The sequence below is a fragment of the Pandoraea sp. B-6 genome, from assembly GCF_000282835.1.
In the GTDB taxonomy this organism is placed as follows: Bacteria; Pseudomonadota; Gammaproteobacteria; order Burkholderiales; family Burkholderiaceae; genus Pandoraea; species Pandoraea cepalis.
Genome location: NZ_KB290502.1, coordinates 69,342 through 84,571 on the forward strand (window position 1 = coordinate 69,342; position 15,230 = coordinate 84,571).

The 15,230-nt window shown below is 64.1% G+C and carries 14 protein-coding genes; 7 read left to right on the forward strand and 7 right to left on the reverse strand.

What is annotated here, in order from left to right; genetic code table 11:
- The 4 genes from A985_RS29015 to A985_RS0106620 form a co-directional block, all read right to left on the reverse strand.
- The coding region (locus A985_RS29015; protein ID WP_232424544.1) for a TIGR00366 family protein at positions 1–670 on the reverse strand (670 nt) is incomplete at its 3' end.
- 103 nt (positions 671–773) lie between these two features.
- Positions 774–1,607: an amidohydrolase family protein gene (locus A985_RS0106610; protein ID WP_017232612.1), complete on the reverse strand. Its 834-nt coding sequence runs from the start codon at positions 1,605–1,607 to the stop codon at positions 774–776.
- Positions 1,608–1,675: 68 nt separating this feature from the next.
- On the reverse strand, positions 1,676–2,869 hold the full coding sequence (locus A985_RS0106615) for a CaiB/BaiF CoA-transferase family protein (RefSeq protein WP_017232613.1): 1,194 nt from the start codon (positions 2,867–2,869) through the stop codon (positions 1,676–1,678).
- Positions 2,870–2,948: 79 nt separating this feature from the next.
- Entirely contained in the window at positions 2,949–3,848 is a 900-nt protein-coding gene (locus A985_RS0106620) for a CoA ester lyase (RefSeq protein ID WP_017232614.1), read from the reverse strand.
- Between the two features lie 111 nt (positions 3,849–3,959).
- Here A985_RS0106620 and A985_RS0106625 point away from each other — a divergent pair, with 111 nt between their 5' ends.
- On the forward strand, positions 3,960–4,859 hold the full coding sequence (locus A985_RS0106625; RefSeq protein WP_017232615.1) for a LysR substrate-binding domain-containing protein: 900 nt from the start codon (positions 3,960–3,962) through the stop codon (positions 4,857–4,859).
- Positions 4,860–4,906: 47 nt separating this feature from the next.
- Here the strand turns inward: A985_RS0106625 and A985_RS0106630 are convergent, their stop codons facing one another.
- From A985_RS0106630 to A985_RS0106640, 3 genes are all read right to left on the reverse strand, one after another.
- Positions 4,907–5,767, reverse strand: a complete 861-nt coding sequence (locus tag A985_RS0106630; protein ID WP_026131711.1) for a sulfurtransferase — start codon at positions 5,765–5,767, stop codon at positions 4,907–4,909.
- Positions 5,768–6,132: 365 nt separating this feature from the next.
- On the reverse strand, positions 6,133–6,654 hold the full coding sequence (locus A985_RS0106635; protein ID WP_017232617.1) for a single-stranded DNA-binding protein: 522 nt from the start codon (positions 6,652–6,654) through the stop codon (positions 6,133–6,135).
- 30 nt (positions 6,655–6,684) lie between these two features.
- Positions 6,685–7,848, reverse strand: a complete 1,164-nt coding sequence (locus A985_RS0106640; RefSeq protein WP_017232618.1) for an MFS transporter — start codon at positions 7,846–7,848, stop codon at positions 6,685–6,687.
- 465 nt (positions 7,849–8,313) lie between these two features.
- Here A985_RS0106640 and uvrA point away from each other — a divergent pair, with 465 nt between their 5' ends.
- The 6 genes from uvrA to A985_RS28485 form a co-directional block, all read left to right on the forward strand.
- Entirely contained in the window at positions 8,314–11,178 is a 2,865-nt protein-coding gene (gene uvrA, locus A985_RS0106645) for an excinuclease ABC subunit UvrA (protein ID WP_017232619.1), read from the forward strand.
- Between the two features lie 103 nt (positions 11,179–11,281).
- A complete protein-coding gene (locus tag A985_RS0106650) occupies positions 11,282–12,310 on the forward strand; it encodes an AI-2E family transporter (protein WP_017232620.1) in 1,029 nt (342 codons plus the stop codon).
- Positions 12,311–12,421: 111 nt separating this feature from the next.
- The gene (locus tag A985_RS0106655; RefSeq protein WP_232424545.1) at positions 12,422–13,096 is read left to right on the forward strand and encodes a transcriptional regulator; all 675 of its coding nucleotides are present in this window, start codon (positions 12,422–12,424) and stop codon (positions 13,094–13,096) included.
- Positions 13,093–14,073, forward strand: coding sequence for a threo-3-hydroxy-L-aspartate ammonia-lyase (locus tag A985_RS0106660; protein WP_017232622.1), 981 nt, complete (start codon positions 13,093–13,095; stop codon positions 14,071–14,073). The genes A985_RS0106655 and A985_RS0106660 overlap by 4 nt, the downstream gene beginning before the upstream one ends.
- Positions 14,070–14,468, forward strand: coding sequence for a RidA family protein (locus A985_RS0106665; protein ID WP_017232623.1), 399 nt, complete (start codon positions 14,070–14,072; stop codon positions 14,466–14,468). The genes A985_RS0106660 and A985_RS0106665 overlap by 4 nt, the downstream gene beginning before the upstream one ends.
- 230 nt (positions 14,469–14,698) lie before the next feature.
- Positions 14,699–15,230: hypothetical protein (locus A985_RS28485; protein ID WP_198288664.1), on the forward strand; the 532-nt coding region annotated here is incomplete at its 3' end.

Genomic DNA, 15,230 nt, shown 5'->3' on the forward strand with positions numbered 1-15,230 from the left:
CGTCGCTGGGTTTGAGCCAGGCGAGCACGAACGGCATCACGATCATCATCGCAACGGTCGGCACAAGGTTGAAGCGGGTAAAGACGGTGTCGCCGAACGGCAGCACCGTGCCGGTGACCTTCTGCACCACGTTCATGGCACTGCCGGCGGTCGATTGCGCGAGGGCAATCGAGCTGGAAATGCCGCTGGCCCACACCACCCAACCGGAGAAGCCGGCGGCGACGATCCACGCGAAGTCGACCTTCATGCGCTTGGCGACTTCGCGGGCGAGCAGCGCGCTCACGACCAGTCCCAGGCCCCAGTTGAAGAACGATGCGATCGCCACCAGCAGGAACGTCAGTGCGGCGGCCTGCACGGGCGTGCGCGCGATCGAGATCAGTCCCTTGAACACGCGCTGCACGGGCGGCGCGTGTGCGAACGCATGACCGGTCACCAGCACCAGTGTGATCTGGAAAGCGAACGTCAGAATGCCGAAGAAGCCCTTGTACCAGCCGGTGACGAGACGGTCCACACTCGCGTGCGGGCCGAAGATCAGCGCGAGCGCGCCGACCACGGCCGTAATCAGGATGGCCAGGACAAACGGATCGGGAATGATCCGTTCAAACAGCTGGATGGTTGCCTCGGTGAAACCGACTTTCTTCGCCGGTGCGCGGGTGACGCTCGTTTTCATCTTTGTCTCCGTTTGCGCGAATGGTGTCGCGCGGGCTGGGCATGCTCGTCATCGCTGCATGTCTTGTTCTGTTGTTGCTGGGTTCTGGGAACGGCTTCTGCCGTTAGCGGGTGAAGCCGTAAAGCTGCGCCGGGTTGTCGACGAGGATGCGCTTGCGTGCCGCTTCGTCGGGCACCCATTCGGTCAGCAGTCGTAGCAGGTCGACATCGTCGGGCGTGTGCGTTTCAGTGACGTGCGGCCAATCGCCCCCCCACACGACGCGGTCGGGCAACGTCCTGGCCCAGTGGCGTGCGACCGGGGCGACATCGGCATAACGCGCATCGAGGCCGTCGCGTGAATCGAGATACGGGCCCGAGAGCTTGACCCAGACGCGCCCCGTCGCGGCAGCCAGTTGCTCAACCACCTCGCGCGCGGGATGCGCCAAACCGGCCGGCTGCGGCAGGCGCGCCATATGGTCGAATACCATCGGGCACGGCAGACGGCCGAGCATTGCGCGGTGCTCGACGATCTGGTCGGCCGTCCAGTGCAGTTGCACGTGCCAGCCGTAGGCGTGAATGCGTTGCGCGAGGGGCTCGACCATCTCGAAGCCGACGACGGCGTTGGCCGGCGTGTAGAGCGTGAAACGGATGCCGCGGATGCCACCGTCGTGAAGCCGGCGGAGTTCGGCGTCGGAAATGTCGGGACGGATCACACCGACGCCGCGCGTGCGCTCGCGGCCGAGCTGCGCGATGGCGTCGAGCGTCACCGCGTTGTCGACGCCATGCGGGCGGGGCGTGACGACGACGGTGCGCGTGGTGCCGAGCTGCGCCTGCACGGCCGCGTAACGTTCGATATCGACGTGCGTGAAGATGTGCATGTGCGCGTCGCACGCATTGGCCGGCGTCGCCGCAGCATCGCTGCCGCGTTCGCGTTGCGGTGAAGCGTCGGTGAGTGCCATCGTCGTGTCTCCGTCTGGCGATTGTGCTTTTTTCGTACCTGGCCGCGCAGCGTCGTCTCGTCGCGTGCTCAGAGCAGCGCGTGGGTACTGCGCAGCGCCGCGATTTCCTCCGCGCTCCAGCCTTCGCCGAGCAGCACTTCGTCCGAATGCTGGCCGAAGGCGGGCGCGGCCATCGGTACCGGGCCCGGCGTATCGCCGAAGCGGATCGGTTGCTTGAAGCCGCGGTATTGCCCGACGTTCGGATTCTCGAACGTGGCGATCATGTCTTCTGCGAGCACTTGCGGGTTGTCGAACATGTCTTCGACGTTGCGCGCGGCGGCGCACGGCACTTCCTCGCCGAACAGCGCCTCCCATTCGAGTGCCGAGTGCTGCGCAAGCGCGCCGCGCAGTCGTTGCACGATCTCGTCGCGGCGCTCGGCGCGCTTGCGCACGGTGTCGTAACGCTCGTCGGCAGCCAGTTCGGGCAGGCCGATCTTCTCGCACAGCGCACGCCAGAAATGCGGCGTGTTGGCGGAAATGTAGAGATAGCCATCGCGCGTCGGGTGGATGCCCGTAATGCCGCCGGAGCGCATGTCGCGGCCGATCTCGCGAGGCTCGCCGTCCGCCCAGATCAAGCGAGCCGATTGCATGGTCAGCGCGCTGCGCAACAACGATACGCCGACGTATTGCCCTTGGCCGCTACGCTCGCGCGCGAATAGCGCCGACGACACGCCATTGGCGACCAGCGACGCGGCAAAGTAATCGACCACGGACCCGTACAGAATCTCGGGCGGGCCGCCGGCCTTGCCCTGCATCGCGCACATGCCCGACATGGTTTGCAGAACCTGGTCGTAGCCTGCCTTGTCCTTGTCCGGGCCAGTCTCGCCGTAACCGGTGACGTTGCAGTAGATCAGGCGGGGATTGATGTCGCGCAGTTGGTCGTAGGCGATGCCAAGGCGCGCGGGCACGCTCGGCCGGAAGTTGTGCACCAGCACGTCGGCACGCTCGACCAGACGCTTGAGCACGGCCAGCGCCGCCGGTTGCTTGAGATCGAGCGCGATGCCGCGCTTGCCGCGATTCACGCCAAGGAACGCACGGCTTTCGGCTTCGAGCGTCGACGGGTACTTGCGCAGATTGTCGCCGGTGGGCGGTTCGATCTTGATGACCTCGGCCCCCTGATCGGCAAGCAGCGCGCAGCCGTACGGACCGGCGATATACGCGCTCAGATCGAGCACGCGGATGCCCGACAGCGGGCCGGCCGGGTTGGCGGTGGAATCGTTCATCGTGCAGGTCTCACAAAATTCGGTCGAGCGGCGAGGTGCCCGGTTGGTGCGCGGTTGGTTCGCGGTCAGTGGCGGAAGCTCAGACCTGCGCGTCGAGCGCGCTCAACTGGTCGGCGCTCAGCAGCGCCATGCGGCGCGCGTCGTCGACAACGGCTTGCGCCCGCGCGGCGAACGGCGGATCGATCATCTTGCCGTCGACCACGTATGCACCGACGCCGTCGCGATTGGCGACGCGCGTAGCGATCACGACGCGCACCGCGTGGGCGATATCGTCGTCCGACGGGCGGAACACGTCGTTGCAGATCGCGATCTGGCTCGGGTGGATGCAGGTCTTGCCAAGGAAGCCCATCGCGCGGGCCAGCTCAGCCTCGGCACGAAAGCCCACTTCATCCTTGATATTCCCAAAGGCCGAGTCGTACGCGTAGACGCCAGCGACACCGGCGGCCATCCGAACAGCGTACATCGCCTGCTCGATGGCGCGCGGCTCACGACGGGCGATGCCCAGCGGCTCGAACAGGTCGCCAAGGCCGAGTTGCAAGCCGGCGACGCGCGGATGCGCGCACGCCAGTTCAGCAGCGTTGAGCACGGCGGCCGGCGATTCGATATTGAGCAGCAGGCGGATCGGCGTGGTCACGCCGTTCTCGCGCTCGGCGGCTTCCAGCGCCGCAACGGCGGCGAGCACGTCGGCCTTCGTTTCTGGTTTGGGCAGGTTGATCAGGTCTAGGCCGGGCTGGGCCACGGCGCGAACGTCATGCGCGAAGTGCGGCGTGTCGAGCGCGTTGACGCGCACGATCAGCACCTTGCCGCATTGCCGGGTCGCCTCGTCGCGCAGCATCGCGCGCAGCGCGTCGCGTGCGTCGCCCTTGCGCTCGGGCGCAACGGCATCTTCCAGATCGAACGAGAGGGCATCGGCCTGACCGGCCAACGCCTTGGCAAAAAGCGCCGGGCGGGATGCCGGAACGAACAACTTGCTGCGCACGATGTCTCCTGATTTTTCGTTTTGATAAAACGCTTGATCTGGAGTCTAGTCGCCCGACTTTTTTAGATAAACTATTCATATCTATCTTCAAACAGTAGAAATTCTTTCGATATGGATATCGAGTTCTTCAAGACGCTGCTGCATGTCGTCGATGGCGGGTCGATGGCGGAGGCGGCGCGGCGGGTGGGCGTGACGCCGGCGGCGGTGGCGCAGCAAATGCAGGCCATCGAGCGCGAATTGGGCACGGCGGTGTTTACGCGGGCGGGGCGCACGGTAATTCCTACCGAGGCCGGCCATCGGGTGATCGAGCGGGCGCGCAATCTGGTACGCGATTACGGCGAGCTGAAGGATTTCGCGTTGCAGGGCGAGCCTGTCGGCGAGTTGCGTATCGGCACGATCACGACGGCCTTACTGACCGTCATGCCGGACGTGCTCGCGCACTTCTCGAAACGCTTTCCCCAGGCCAAGCTGCTGATCCGAGGCGGCCAGACGCCGGAACTGTTCGAAACGCTCAAGGCCGGGGATATCGATGTGGCCGTCTGTCTGCTGCCCCCGTTCGATCTGCCCAAGACCTTCGAGTGGCGGCTATTGCGCGAGGAACCGATCGTGGTGCTCGCACCGAGAGCGCTGGCCGGGCGCGATCCCGACGACCTGCTGCGCACCGAGCCATTCATTCGCTACGACCGCACGTTAGGTGGCGGACGGAATGCCGAGGAATATTTGCGCTCGCGACGGATCGTGCCGCGCGAGCTTTTCGAGCTCAATTCGATCCTGACGATCGCGATGATGGTCGACCGGGGGTTGGGGGTGGCACTGGTGCCGGACATCGAATCGCCGCTGCTGGCATCGCTCGACATCGTCAAGCTGACGCCCCCCGGCCCTGTCGCGCCGCGCCGTTTCGGCCTGCTGTGGCGTCGCGCGTCACCGAAATCGCGCTTGATTCAGGGTTTGCTCGAGACAGCGCAGATGACGATGCGCAGCTTGCGCGGGGCGGGGGGTGCCGACGTGTAAATTGCGCTCGCACCGGCCGATGACGCTGCGGCGCGTAGGGCATGGATCTAGTACGGCAAGCCCTCATCAATGGGCAGCGAAGGATCCCTGGACCATTCATTCCACGAGCCGAGGTAAAGGCGCACGTCCCTGATGCCGGCCTCCTCCAGTGCTACAAATGTGTTGGAGGCGCGCGCCCCTTTGAAGCAAAACACAACAACAGGCGTATCGCGACGAATCCCCACGGTCGCACACTCGGCAAGAATCTCTGCCGGCGATTTGAACATCTGCCCAGCGGGGGTCGGTTTCATCATTCGATACCACTCTAGCCACACCGAGCCGGGAATGCGGCCCTTTCGGGGGCAAAAGTCCTTGCCATAAGGTGACGAGCTTTCGGCAATCCATTCATCGACGTCGCGCACATCGAGCTTCACGATACGCGGGTCTGCAACGGCGTCCTTCATCCCCGCCAGGTCGACGAGGATGCTGCTTCCGCCCGTATCTGGGGGAAACGCGACGGGAGTCGGCGAAGGAGCTTCCGTTGTGCTTGGCAGCCCGGCGGCACGCCATGCACTGTAGCCGCCGTGAAGTACCTTGATTTTGTCGCGGGGATAGCCAAGATAGCGAAGCAGTACATAGCCACGACAGGATTGGCCAAATCCAGTCGTCATCGACTGTTCGTAGATGACAGCCGTCTCCTTCCCAGACAATCCAGCCTTCGCGAATGCCTCGGTGAATGTTTCGCGCAAGACGGCAAGACCTTCTGGCGTTGAGGTAGCCAGATAGGTAAATATCTCATGGATATTCACCGCGCCTGGCAGATGCGCTTCGGCAAAACTTGCCGCGTCTCGTGTGTCGATGAGCACTACCGGCCCCGACTGAATCAACTGTGTCAATTCATCGGGTGAAACAAGAACTCTCTCGTGCATGGCAATCCCCCATCCAGCTTGACCTGACGGTGGCCCGAAAAGAGGACCACATCCCGATGCAGTGCATCGTGGCAAGCTCGGCGCCCACTTGTCGAAATAAATCTAGACGACGACGGACGAACCACTTTGATGCTTATCAAAGGAAAACGCGAGAGGGAATCCCAAACGGGGCGGTCGTACCACCCGCCCCGGCGCCGAAGATGAAAACCGCGCCTGTGGCACGTGCTTTGGCTATCCGATTTAGCCGATTCCGCAGAGTCATGACTGCAGCGCGAAAGTGCGCAACACACAAAAACAAATGGCCCGCACCAAGGGAGGTTGCGGGCCAGCGACTTACACTTTCCAGACTTGCTCAAGTGCGGGTTTTAGAACGGAATATCGTCATCCATGTCGTCAAAACCGCCGCCCGACTGCTTGGCCGGTGCTTGCTGACGGGCACCGCCACCACCACCACCGCCACCACCGCCGCGCGAATAGCCGCCACCGCCGCCTTCGTCGCTACCACCACCGCCGCGCGAGTAGCCGCCACCGCCGCCGCCACCTTCACCACCGCTGCGGCCGCCCAGCATCTGCATCTGGTCCGCTACGATTTCCGTGCTGTAACGCTCGGTGCCGTCCTGCGCCTGGTACTTGCGCGTGCGGATACGACCTTCGATATACACCGCCGAGCCCTTCTTCAGGTACTCATTGACGATCTCGGCGAGACGGCCGAAGAACGACACCCGGTGCCATTCCGTCAGCTCCTTGAACTCGCCAGACTGCTTGTCCTTGTAACGGTCGGTCGTCGCCAGACGAATGTTCGCGACCGCATCGCCGCTCGGCATGTAGCGGACTTCGGGATCGGCGCCAAGGTTGCCGACCAGGATCACTTTGTTGACTGATGCCATAAATCTTTCTCCGGTATTGCTGATATCCGATCAGGATTGATGAGGCGCTGGCGTCCTCATCGGTGCGGCGATTATAAGCCACACGACAGCCCCGACTGAGCAAGTGATGAAGATTGCGTTCTGACCGTAGTGGGTCATCAGAAAACCCCCTATCGCCCCGCCGCAAAACAACCCGAGGGCCTGCGTCGTGTTGTACACGCCCACCGCCGCGCCCTTGCGCTGCCCCGGCGCCAGCTTCGACACCAGCGACGGCTGCGATGCCTCCAACACGTTAAAGCCCAGGAAGTACACGAACAGCACGCACGCAATCACGCCCACCGTCGGCGGCAATCCGCCCAGCGCCGCCTGCGCCACCGCGACCAGTGCAATCGCCGAGAGCAGCACCACCTTCATCTTGCCGCGCTTCTCGGCCGCGATGATCGCCGGCACCATCGCCACGAACGACAACCCCATCACCGGCAGATACACCTCCCAGTGCTGCGCCACCGGCAACCCCGCCGCCACCAACATGCGCGGCATCGCCACGAACAGCGCCGTCTGTGTCGCATGCAGCACGAACACGCCGAAATTCAGACGCAACAACTCCGGGTTGTGCAGCACCTCCGAGAACGGCGCCGGGCCCACCTTGGGATGCGCGGGCGGCGTCGGCACGACCCACACCACCACGAAGATCGCCAGTACCGCCAGAATGCCGATGGCCGAGAACAGGCCACTCATGCCCAGCCAGTGATACAGGAACGGTGCACACACGATGGCCACCGCGAACGACAGGCCAATGCTGCCGCCGATCATCGCCATCGCCTTGGTGCGGTTGGCTTCGCTCGTCAGATCGGCCACGCACGCCATCACCGCCGAGGAAATCGCTCCAGCCCCCTGGATCGCCCGGCCGACGATGATCCACGCCAGATCATGCGCCAGCGCCGCCACGAGCGAGCCGATCGCGAACACGATCAGGCCGAACACGATGACAGGCTTGCGCCCCAGCCGGTCGGAAGCCCACCCGTACGGAATATAGAACAGGGACTGCGTCAGACCATAGATGCCGATGGCCAGTCCGACGAGAAAAGTGTTGTTGCCGCCAGGAATCGTCTGCGCGAACACAGAGAACACCGGCATGATCAGAAACAGACCGAGCATGCGCAGTGCAAAAATCCCCGCGAGCGACGCGCTCGCGCGCACTTCCAGCGGGGTCATGCGGCCACCTCGGCCGCGCGTTGTGGCAGGGGAAGCGGGAGTCACGGAATCGGTAGACATTACGTCCTGAGAGATGGAAATAGCGCGCGCAACAACGTGCAGCCTCGGAATCGTCTGATGATTGCTGCCCGGAGGCATGTCGATGGGCCCGGACGACGGTCCGGCGCCAGCCCCCTGGAAAGCGGGCGATTCGCCCCCACCTATGGCCCATGCCGGTATATCGCCCGAGACTACCCGTCAGCCGGTTCAGCCCCAGCAATCAAACTTAGGTATATTAGCAGGTTTAGCCGCCCTGATTTTCCCCCAGCGGCCCGCCCGACCGCTCCCGCCGCCCGCTGCGTCGACGCCCGGCCAACGCCGTGCCGATATCGCGCGACGTCCCGGGAAACTCGGACTCTTGGGGGCCGGAAACCGCCCCGCGACATTTCGCCGCGCGGATTCCTCGGCGACGACCCGGAACCGTGAATGGAAACCATCCGTATTCGTGGGGCTCGTACCCACAACCTCAAGAACGTCAATCTCGACTTGCCGCGTCACCAGCTCGTGGTGATCACCGGCCTGTCCGGTTCCGGTAAGTCGTCGCTGGCCTTCGATACGCTCTACGCGGAAGGTCAGCGTCGCTATGTCGAGAGCCTGTCGGCCTCCGCCCGCCAGTTCCTGCAACTGATGGAAAAGCCCGATGTCGACCTGATCGAAGGCCTCTCGCCCGCGATCTCCATCGAACAGAAGGCCACGTCGCACAACCCGCGCTCGACGGTGGGCACGGTCACGGAAATCCACGACTACCTGCGTCTGCTCTACGCGCGCGTGGGTACGCCCTATTGCCCCGACCACGGCCTGCCGCTCGAATCGCAAAGCGTCTCGCAAATGGTCGACGCTGCGCTCGCGCTGCCGGAAGACACCAAGCTCATGATCCTCGCGCCCGTCGTGGTCGATCGCAAGGGCGAGCATGTCGACCTGTTCGAGACGATGCAGGCCCAGGGCTTCGTGCGCTTTCGCATCCGCTCGGGCGGCGGCGCGGCCAACGAAGGCACGGCGCGCGTCTACGACATCGAATCCCTGCCCAAGCTCAAAAAGACGGAAAAGCACTCGATCGACGTGGTCATCGACCGCGTGAAGGTACGCGCCGATCTGAAACAGCGTCTGGCGGAATCGTTCGAAACGGCACTGCGGCTGGCCGACGGCCGGGCCGTGGCGCTGGAAATGGACACCGACAAGGAACACGTTTTCAGCTCGAAGTTCGCATGCCCGGTGTGCTCGTATTCGCTTCAGGAACTCGAGCCGCGCCTGTTCTCGTTCAACAATCCGATGGGGGCATGCCCAAGCTGCGACGGTCTTGGCCACATGACGTTCTTCGATCCAAAGCGCGTCGTCGGCTTCCCGGCGCTCTCGCTCGCCTCGGGCGCGATCAAGGGCTGGGATCGCCGCAACCAGTTCTATTTCCAGATGCTGCAGAGCCTCGCGGCGTTCTACGACTTCGATGTCGACACGCCCTTCGAGGAGCTGCCGGAAGCCACCCAGAAGATCGTACTCTTCGGCTCCGGCGAGCAGACCATTCCCTTCACCTATGTGAATGAGAAGGGCCGCACATCGGTGCGTGAGCATGCCTTCGAAGGCATCATCCCGAATCTGGAACGACGCTATCGCGAAACCGATTCCGTCGCCGTGCGTGAAGAGCTGGCCAAGTACCAGAACAACCAGGCCTGCCCCGATTGCGAAGGCAGCCGCCTGCGTCGCGAAGCCCGTTTCGTCAAGGTCGGCGAAGGCCAGCAGGCGCGCGCGATCTACGAGATCGGCAACCTGCCGCTGCGCGAAACGCTCGGCCACTTCCACGAACTGGTCCTGCACGGTGCGAAGCGCGAGATCGCCGACAAGATCGTCAAGGAAATCGTGGCCCGCCTCACGTTCCTGAACAACGTGGGCCTCGACTACCTTTCGCTCGAACGCAGCGCCGATACGCTCTCGGGCGGCGAAGCGCAGCGCATCCGCCTGGCGTCGCAAATCGGCTCGGGCCTCACCGGCGTGATGTACGTGCTCGACGAGCCGTCCATCGGCTTGCATCAGCGCGATAACGACCGCCTGATCGGCACGCTCAAGCATCTGCGCGATCTTGGCAACTCGGTCATCGTGGTCGAACACGACGAGGACATGATTCTCGCAAGCGATTACGTCGTCGACATGGGGCTGGGCGCGGGGATCCACGGCGGCAGGGTGATCGCACAAGGCCGCCCCGAGCAGATCGAAAACGCGCCGGAGTCGCTCACGGGGCAGTACCTGTCCGGCGCGCGGCGTATCGAAGTGCCTGCGCAGCGACGCGCGCCGAGCGACGATCGACTGCGAATTTTGGACGCATCGGGCAACAACCTCAAAAACGTCTCGCTGGATCTGCCGGTCGGGTTGCTGACCTGCGTGACCGGCGTGTCCGGTTCGGGCAAGTCGACGCTGATCAACGACACCCTGTATCACGCCGTCGCACGGCATCTCTACGGGTCGTCGGCCGAGCCGGCGCCGTATGACCAGATCGAAGGGCTGGAGCACTTCGACAAGGTCATCAACGTCGACCAATCGCCCATCGGACGCACGCCGCGCTCGAACCCGGCCACCTACACGGGGCTGTTCACGCCGATCCGCGAACTCTTCGCCGGCGTGCCCGCGGCCAAGGAGCGTGGCTACGATCCGGGCCGTTTCTCGTTCAACGTCAAGGGCGGACGCTGCGAAGCCTGTCAGGGCGATGGCGTCATCAAGGTCGAGATGCACTTCCTGCCCGATGTGTATGTGCCCTGCGATGTCTGCCACGGCAAACGCTACAACCGCGAAACGCTCGAAATGCAGTACAAGGGCCGCAATATCTCGGAGGTGCTCGACATGACGGTCGAGCAGGCGCACGAGTTCTTCAAGCCGGTGCCGGTCGTCGCGCGCAAGCTCAGGACATTGCTGGACGTGGGCCTGGGCTACATTCGCCTCGGCCAGTCGGCCACCACGCTCTCGGGCGGTGAGGCGCAGCGCGTGAAGCTCTCGCTCGAACTCTCGAAGCGCGACACGGGCCGAACGCTTTACATCCTTGACGAACCGACGACCGGGCTGCACTTTCACGATATCGAGCTGCTGCTCACGGTGATCCACCGGCTGCGCGATCAAGGCAATACCGTGGTCATCATCGAGCACAATCTCGACGTGATCAAAACGGCGGATTGGGTGATCGATCTCGGGCCGGAAGGCGGCGCGGGCGGTGGGCAAATCATTGCGCAAGGCACGCCCGAGCAAGTGGCGGCGAACAAGGCCAGCTTCACCGGCAAGTACCTCGCCCCATTGCTGACGCGCGCAAAGTAAGCGCATCGCCCGTTCGGGCTGTCTTACGTCACGACACGCGCGAGCGCCTTGCGAGGGTCGCCCGCGTCGTCGCGGCAGAGTCTTATTACAAGGACGTCATTGCATGGAACCGCGCTCTGGCTGGCATCCGGATCGGGATGCCTGGATCGAACTGGCGAGCTACGCGGCCGCCGCCCTCGCCCTTTGGCTGATTCTGAGCATCCACCTGCTCTCGGTGGTGCTCGCGGGGACGGTCGTCTATCAGCTCGTGCACGTGCTCGGGCCGCGCCTGCAACTGCGCATCTCCAGCGAGCGCGCCCGGCTGGTCGCCGTCGCCCTCCTGTCGGCGGTGATCGTCGCGCTGATGACCGCGATCATCTTCGGCATCATCACGTTCTTCCGCAGCGACGCCGGCCATCTGGAACACCTCAACGGCCGGATGATGGACGTGGTCGAGCAGGCGCGTGCGCAGTTGCCCGCCTGGATCACGGCACGCCTGCCGGCCGACAGCGACGACATCCACCAGTCCATCACCGGCTATCTGAAGGACCACACGCAGGAGATGTCGCTCGTCGGCAAGGAAGCGCTCAACGCGATGGTGCACATCATCGTGGGGCTCGTGCTCGGCGCACTCGTGGCCCTCTCGTCGATCCGGCCCGTGCACAGCATGCGCCCGCTCTCGGCCGCGCTCTCACGGCGCGTCACGCTGTTTGGCGATGCGTTTCGCCGCATCGTGTTCGCCCAGGTCAAAATCTCGGCAATCAACACGCTCTTCACCGCGATCTTCCTGCTCGGTGTGCTGCCGCTGTTCGACGTTCACTTGCCGCTGCGCAAGACGATGATCGTGGTGACGTTCGCCGTGGGCCTGCTGCCGGTCGTCGGGAATCTGATCTCGAACACGTTCATCGTGGTGCTGGGCCTGTCGGTCTCGTTGTACGTGGCCATCGCCGCCCTGACCTTCCTGATCGTGATTCACAAACTCGAGTACTTCCTGAACGCCCGCATCGTCGGCACACAAATCCAGTCGCGCTCCTGGGAGCTTCTGCTCGCCATGCTCGTCATGGAAGCCGCGTTCGGGCTGCCCGGACTGATCGCCGCGCCGATCTATTACGGCTATCTCAAGAGCGAACTGGCGGAAAAGCAACTCGTCTGAGTAACGCCCGGCGCCCTGGCGCCCGCTGCCACCGTCGAATCATCGACAGGCACCGGGCGTTTTTCCGGACGCCATTTGACATTTCGTCACTGAATGACATAATGTCAAATCATGAAATCTGCCAAATCGTCTGCCCCCCGCATGCTCGACGAGAACGCCTTGCTGCTTCGTGAAGGTCGCAAGATTGTCGAGGCGCTCGGTCAGACCTTCGCGCCGCTTGTCGAAGTGGTGTTGCACGACCTGACCGATCCAGACCATGCCATCGTGGCGATCGCCAACAATTTGTCGGGGCGCGAACCTGGCGATGCCGTCACGGAGATGGGCCTCGCGCGCATCGCCGACCCGGCATTTCCCGAGGTCATCGCGAACTACGCGAATCGGTTTCCCGATGGGCGTCCGGCCAAGAGCACGTCCATCGGGCTGAAAAACGGTCGCGGCGAGTATGTCGCCGCCATTTGCCTGAACATGGACATCTCGATGCTCGCGGCGGCGGCGGCCAGCGTGCAGCAACTGGTGAGCGTGCCCAACCATGCGCCGACGCCCGTGCGCGAAACGCTCTCGACGCGCCGTCTCGACGACATCGTTCCACTGATCACCGACTTCGCCGCGCAGCGCAACACCACGCCGCAGGGCCTGACGCTCGCGCAGCGCCGCGAAGCCATCCGCCTCGTCGAGGCCCGCGGTCTGCTCGACCTTCGTCACGCGCACGCCGAAGTGGCACGCGCGCTGGGCGTCGCCCGCTCGACCGTCTACACCTATCTCTGCGACACGAAAGGCACATCATGACAACTTCTTCGCTGGCGATTACCTATGGCGACATCGCTGCCGCCCACGACCGGATTCGGGAGGCAGCGCATCGTACGCCCGTGCTGACGTCGCGTACCGCCGACGCCATGACCGGCGCCCGCCTGTTCTTCAAGGCGGAGAATTTCCAGCGTATGGGCGCGTTCAAGTTCCGCGGGGCCTACAACGCGATCTCGCAGTTCACGGCCGAGCAGAAGCGCGGCGGCGTGCTGGCCTTCTCGTCGGGCAATCACGCGCAGGCGATTGCGCTCTCCGCGCGCGAGCTTGGCGTGCCGGCCGTCATCCTGATGCCCCAGGACGCCCCGCAGATGAAGATTGACGCGACGCGCGGTTACGGGGCGGAAGTGATGCTGTTCGACCGTTACCAGGAGGATCGCGAAGCGCTTGCGAAGCGTCTCGCGCAGGAGCGCGGCATGACGCTGATTCCGCCGTACGACCATCCGCACGTGATGGCCGGCCAGGGCACGGCAACCAAGGAATTGATCGAGGACGCGGGTGAGCTGGACACCCTCGTCGTTTGCCTAGGCGGTGGCGGGTTGCTCTCGGGCAGTGCCGTCGCGGCGCGCGCATTGAATCCCGACATCGAGATCTACGGGGTGGAACCGGCGGCCGGCAACGACGGCCAGCAGAGTTTTCGCACGGGCAAGATCGTGCACATCGAAACACCGCGCACGATTGCCGACGGCGCGCAGACCCAGCATCTCGGCGAATACACGTTCCCGGTGATTCGCGCGCTCGTCGACGACATCGTGACCGTGACCGACGAGGAACTCGTACAGACGATGCAGTTCTTCGCGAGCCGCATGAAATTCGTGGTCGAGCCGACCGGCTGCCTCGCCGCGGCGGCGGTGCTGCAAGGCAAACTGGATATCCGCGGCAAGCGCGTGGGCATCATCCTGTCGGGCGGTAACGTCGATATGGCGCGCTTCGCCAAACTCACTTTGGGAGAAACGGTATGAGCACCCAGGCCGATGGCATCGACGCCGTGAACGTGGCGGCGCTGCAGCCGCCGCGCGGTCACTATTCGCATGGTGTCCGCGCGGGCGGATTCGTCTTCGTGTCGGGGCAGTTGCCGATCACGCCGGAAGGCGAGCGCCTCGCCGGCGCGCCGTTCGCCGTACAGGCGAAGCAGGCGTTGGATAACGTCGCAACGATTCTTGCTGCGTGCGGCACGCGCATCGACCGCTTGGTGCAGGTGCGCGTGTACATCACGAACGTCGACGACTGGGGGCCTTTCAATGAGGTCTACGCCGCCTGGGCCGGCCAGGCGAAGCCCGCCCGCGCGGTCGTGCCGGTGCCCGCACTCAGTCATGGCGTGGCGGTGGAGATCGAGGCCACGGCGTTGGCAGGCTGATTCGGCGGCACCCACGCGGTGACGGCATCGAGGTGGACGCGCGGCGGCGCCGCTGCCGACTGGCAGGAACGCGCGTCGTCAGGCTCGGCATTGCGCACTTTGCCCACCGGAGATGGTGCGTCCGTTTTCCAAAGCTTGGCAACGGTTTGCGAAATATCCCAGGATTTTTGCGCGTACAGATTCGTCCGACGGATACACTTTGGGCCACGAACGCCGACGACCACCACGCCATGACAACTCCTGATTCTTCGCCTCTGACGCAGGCGGCCACCCCCGACGCAACGCCCCCGCAATCACAGCAACGCATCGACGACGAGCCGATGCGGCTCATTACCAGCTTCAACGACGTTTTCGTCGTCGTCGCGTCGGCGCTGCTCATGTTCGGCACGGCGTGGCTGACACGCACGCTGCCGCCATGGCTTACGGCGCTGGTCTGCGCGGCGCTCTTCTGGGGACTGTCGGAGGTGTTCGTGCGGCGCCGTCGCATGGCACTCCCCGCCCTCTTCTATTGCTTCGGTTTCATCGCATCGTTTGCCAGTGTCGGCCTCATCGGCATACAAGCCGCCGCGCCGGGATTTGGCTCGGGCGAACCCATCCCGCCCGAGGCGGAAGGACTCGCGCTGGGCGCCCATGTCCTGCTGTCGCTGTTCGCAAGCTATGCCGGCATCGCCGTCGGCACGGTGTTGTACTGGCGACGCTTTCGAGTGCCGGTCACCCTCGCCATGGGCATCGGCGGGGGGGGTTTCCTGACCTGGCTCTTCG

What these genes read in the sequence shown, in the direction of transcription:
- A985_RS0106640 (WP_017232618.1), bottom strand. Translation starts at nt 7,848, where the DNA reads ATGACCCCGCTGGAAGTGCGCGCGAGCGCGTCGCTCGCGGGGATTTTT.
- A985_RS0106615 (WP_017232613.1), bottom strand. Translation starts at nt 2,869, where the DNA reads ATGAACGATTCCACCGCCAACCCGGCCGGCCCGCTGTCGGGCATCCGC.
- uvrA (WP_017232619.1), top strand. Translation starts at nt 8,314, where the DNA reads ATGGAAACCATCCGTATTCGTGGGGCTCGTACCCACAACCTCAAGAAC.
- A985_RS0106610 (WP_017232612.1), bottom strand. Translation starts at nt 1,607, where the DNA reads ATGGCACTCACCGACGCTTCACCGCAACGCGAACGCGGCAGCGATGCT.
- A985_RS0106665 (WP_017232623.1), top strand. Translation starts at nt 14,070, where the DNA reads ATGAGCACCCAGGCCGATGGCATCGACGCCGTGAACGTGGCGGCGCTG.
- A985_RS0106625 (WP_017232615.1), top strand. Translation starts at nt 3,960, where the DNA reads ATGGATATCGAGTTCTTCAAGACGCTGCTGCATGTCGTCGATGGCGGG.
- A985_RS0106635 (WP_017232617.1), bottom strand. Translation starts at nt 6,654, where the DNA reads ATGGCATCAGTCAACAAAGTGATCCTGGTCGGCAACCTTGGCGCCGAT.
- A985_RS0106630 (WP_026131711.1), bottom strand. Translation starts at nt 5,767, where the DNA reads ATGCACGAGAGAGTTCTTGTTTCACCCGATGAATTGACACAGTTGATT.
- A985_RS0106655 (WP_232424545.1), top strand. Translation starts at nt 12,422, where the DNA reads ATGAAATCTGCCAAATCGTCTGCCCCCCGCATGCTCGACGAGAACGCC.
- A985_RS0106660 (WP_017232622.1), top strand. Translation starts at nt 13,093, where the DNA reads ATGACAACTTCTTCGCTGGCGATTACCTATGGCGACATCGCTGCCGCC.
- A985_RS0106650 (WP_017232620.1), top strand. Translation starts at nt 11,282, where the DNA reads ATGGAACCGCGCTCTGGCTGGCATCCGGATCGGGATGCCTGGATCGAA.